This window comes from Hypericibacter sp., assembly GCF_050729195.1.
In the GTDB taxonomy this organism is placed as follows: Bacteria; Pseudomonadota; Alphaproteobacteria; order Dongiales; family Dongiaceae; genus Hypericibacter.
The window spans coordinates 1-3,689 of sequence record NZ_JBOHKS010000088.1 but is presented as its reverse complement, the minus strand read 5'-3'; the positions used below and the strand labels follow the sequence as shown (position 1 = coordinate 3,689).

Here is a 3,689-nt window from a genome sequence, read left to right as displayed (position 1 = left end):
GAAATTGCGGATCAGCTTCGCGCCGTCGGGCGTGTGCATCACCTCGGGATGGAACTGCACGCCATACATCTTGCGCAAATCGTCGGCGATCGCGGCGAAGGGCGCGTTCTCGCTCACCGCCACGGTGCGGAAGCCCGGCGGCAGCCGCACCACCTTGTCGCCATGGCTCATCCAGACCTGGTGTTTCTCGCCGGGATTCCAGAGCCCCTCGAAGAGATCGCAGGCCTCCTTGATCTCGAGCATGGCGCGGCCAAACTCGCGGGCCTCGCCGCGCTCGACCTTGCCGCCGAGCTGCTCGCAGATCGCCTGCTCGCCATAGCAGATGCCGAGCACCGGCGCGCCGAGCTCGAACGCCTCCTGCGGCGCCTTGGGCGCGTCGCCCTCATAGATCGAGGCGGGGCCGCCCGACAAGATCACGCCCTTGGGCTTGAAGTTCTTGATGCGCTCGGGCGCGGCATTGAAGGGCAGGATCTCGCAATAGACCCCCGCCTCGCGCACGCGCCGCGCGATGAGCTGGGTGACTTGGGAACCGAAATCGAGGATCAGGATACGGTCGGTCATGATGTGATCAAGCAGGGTGGCCTTTCAGCGGAAGGCGCGCATCATTCCCGGTTCGAACCCGTGTCGCAAGCGGCGATGAGGGCGCGGATGTCGCGCCAGCCATAGGCCGTTTCCCGCGGCGTGCAGTCGGCCATAAGCACTTGTCCGGACGCGACGATTTCGCCGCCGATCCGGGCGAAGAAAGGCCGGTTGGGATTGTCCTGGAAACACCAGACGAGGAGCCGCTCGGCGCCGTCGGCCGCCAGGCGGACGGCGAGCGCACTCACGAGTCGCCGGCCCCAGCCCTTCCGCTGCCAGTCGGGCGCCAGATAGATGGTGTAGATCTCGGCGCATTTGCGCTCGGCCGGGCCGTCGATGGCGCCCTCGATCGGGCCCTCATGCGGCCGCACCGGTCCGCCGGCGGCGAAGCCCACCACCCGGTCGGCCGCCTCGAGCACGACGGCATGGCAGCCCTTCTTCTCGCGGGCGAGCTTGCGGCGCCAGGTCTGCCGGCGCCAATGCTCGTCGCGCGCCGCGATCGCGTCGGGCGGCAGGAAGCCCGCATAGCAGCGCCGCCAGCCCTCGGCATGGATCTCGGCGATGGAATCGGCGTCGACGAGATCGGCCTCGCGCAGGCGGGTGGTGGATTTCTTGAGGACGGGGCCCTTCATGCCCCGGAGCCTATCATGGCCCCGGGCGCTTTACGCGCGGCGGCTTCGGTCGCCGCGGCAGGCCGGCGGCAGGATGGACAGATCGGGCCAGCCATAGGCGATCTCGGGAAGCGCCACCTGCCAGAGCTTCTCCTCGCGCTCGCCGATGCGCTCGCCGCCCATCGCCTCGTAGAAGAAGCGCGAGGGGTTCTGCGCCAGCACCCAGAGGAAGGCGCCGGTCCGGCCGCTGCGCTTCAGCCAGCGCAGCGAGGAACAGAGCAGGCGCCTGCCGATGCCCTGCTCCTGCCAGTCGGGATGGACATAGAGCGTGTGGATCTCGCCATCGATCCCGAGCGCGCCATTGTCGGCGCGCCCGCAGGAAGCGAAGCCCACCAGCCCGACCTGGGGCATCTCGGCCACCAGCACGACCTCGCCGGTCTGGGGCCGCAGCAGCATGCGCCGCCATTGCGACGCCTTGCCGTCGGCCGACATCTCGACCAGCACCTGGTCGGGCACGATGCCCGCATAGGTCGCGCGCCAGGTCTCGACATGGACGCGCCCGATGGAGCGTGCGTCGGCCGGGCCGGCGCGCCGGATCCGAAGTTCATCGATCATGGACATCAAAATGTAAGGGCGGACGGATTCTGTCAAACGGGGTTGAACGGAGCTCGGGCTGATGCCCTTGCAATCATCCGTCACGGTGAAAGAGGTCCACGCCCCCTCCCCTTGCGGGAGGGGCCGTGGTTTTGTGTGATCCCCCAACCACCCCAGCAATGCCGCGATTCCGCCGCGATCCCACCCTGTCCCCGCCATCACACGGGGGTCCCCTATCCCGCGTTCGCACCAGAACGCTTCCAGGGGACCCCATCCATGACCGACATCGCACCCAGGCTGCCCGGACTTTCCGGCTGGCTCGGACGGCTTGCCTTCAATCTTCATATCGCCGGCATCGTGGTGATCGCGCTGTTGCTGCTGATCCCGCTCTCGACGGTGCGCGACCTGATCAATGAGCGCTCATACCGGCAGCATGAGGTCGAGGCCGGGATCGCCAGCGAATGGGGCGGTGTCCAGACCCTGGTCGGGCCGATCCTCAAGGTGCCCTACCGGGTCAAGGCCCTGCCCAACCAGCCCGAACGCATGTCGGCCGCTTATTACCTGCCGCAGACCTTGGACGCCCAGCTCAGCTTCACCACCGAGATGCGCTATCGCGCGGTGTTCGAGATCCCGGTCTATCGCGCGCAAGGGCGCCTGGTGGGCGCGTTCCCGCCGCCCTCGACCCTGCCCGTCCCGCCGGACGCGACCGCCATGCTCTGGGACCAGGCGCTGCTGCTGATGGGTGTGGGCGATCTCACCGGCATCGACAGCGACCCGGCGCTCAAATGGCTGGGCCAGCCGGTCGCCTTCACGCCCGGCAGCAGCGTCCCCGCCATTCCCGGCATGCAGGCGCCCCTGCCCACGCTCTCGCTCACCGACACCGATCCGCTGCCCTTCTCGATCGACCTCACCTTGCGCGGGACCGACCGGCTGCAGCTGGTGCCGGTGGGCGCCACCTCGTCCTTCACCCTCACGGGCGACTGGCCGCATCCGGGCTTCATCGGCGGCGCGCTGCCGGCCGAGCGCGACGTGACCAAGACCGGCTTCACCGCGCATTGGACGCTCTCTTATCTCGCGCGCGGTTTCCCGCAGCATTGGACCGAGGCGACCGAGATCCCGCCCGCGAACAACCAGGGCTACGATTCCAGCTACGACAACGACCGCAACGGCATCGCCGCGGCAATGAGCGCGTCCTCGGTCGGCATGACGCTGATCCAGCCGGTCGATTTCTATCATGTGAGCGAACGGGCCGCGAAGTTCGGCTTCCTGTTCGTCGCGGCGATGTTCGGCACGGTGTTCGTGATCGAGCTCGCCAGCGGCAAGCGCGTCCATGTGGTGCAGTATCTCCTCATCGGCGCGGCGCTGGCGCTCTTCTTCTGCCTGCTGCTCGCGCTCTCCGAGGTGATCGGCTTCACGCCGGCCTATCTCGTCGCCGCGGTCATGACCACGGGCCTCATCGGCGCCTATCTCGGCCATATCGCGCAAAGCCTGCGCAAAGGGGCGATCGGCGCCGGCGTGCTCGCCGGGCTCTATGGCTATCTCTATGTGCTGCTGCAGCTCGAGGACATGTCGCTGCTGGCGGGCGCGCTCGGGCTGTTTGCGAGCTTGGCCGCCTTCATGTGGTTCACGCGCAAGGTGGACTGGTTCCGGCTGGCGCCAACGGCGGCGAATGAGCTGCTGGGGACGGGAGGAAAAACGGAAGCGCCGCTGCCTTCGTGAAGAGGCCCCCTCCCTACCCTCCCCCGCAAGGGGGGGAGGGCTGGAAAAATGGATCCACGCCCCCTCCCCTTGCGGGCTACCGGATTCACACATCTCTGCCGCCGATTCAAATCGGAAAGAATCGCGACCCCGCCCGATTCTTTTCGGAATCGGGAAGCACCGAAAGAGAAATAACCGAACGAAATT

Annotated in this window: 4 protein-coding genes; 1 reads left to right on the top strand and 3 read right to left on the bottom strand. The window is 67.5% G+C overall.

What is annotated here, in order from left to right; genetic code table 11:
* From guaA to ACREE8_RS06660, 3 genes are all read right to left on the bottom strand, one after another.
* A partial coding sequence (guaA, locus tag ACREE8_RS06670; RefSeq protein ID WP_431572202.1) for a glutamine-hydrolyzing GMP synthase occupies window positions 1–561 on the bottom strand: 561 nt, incomplete at its 3' end.
* Window positions 562–602: 41 nt separating this feature from the next.
* On the bottom strand, window positions 603–1,211 hold the full coding sequence (locus ACREE8_RS06665; protein WP_431572201.1) for an N-acetyltransferase family protein: 609 nt from the start codon (window positions 1,209–1,211) through the stop codon (window positions 603–605).
* A 30-nt stretch (window positions 1,212–1,241) separates the two neighbouring features.
* On the bottom strand, window positions 1,242–1,805 hold the full coding sequence (locus ACREE8_RS06660) for an N-acetyltransferase family protein (RefSeq protein ID WP_431572200.1): 564 nt from the start codon (window positions 1,803–1,805) through the stop codon (window positions 1,242–1,244).
* Between the two features lie 255 nt (window positions 1,806–2,060).
* On the opposite strand from ACREE8_RS06660, the gene creD reads away from it, so the two are divergent.
* Window positions 2,061–3,503: a cell envelope integrity protein CreD gene (creD, locus tag ACREE8_RS06655; protein WP_431572199.1), complete on the top strand. Its 1,443-nt coding sequence runs from the start codon at window positions 2,061–2,063 to the stop codon at window positions 3,501–3,503.
* Window positions 3,504–3,689 lie beyond the last annotated feature (186 nt).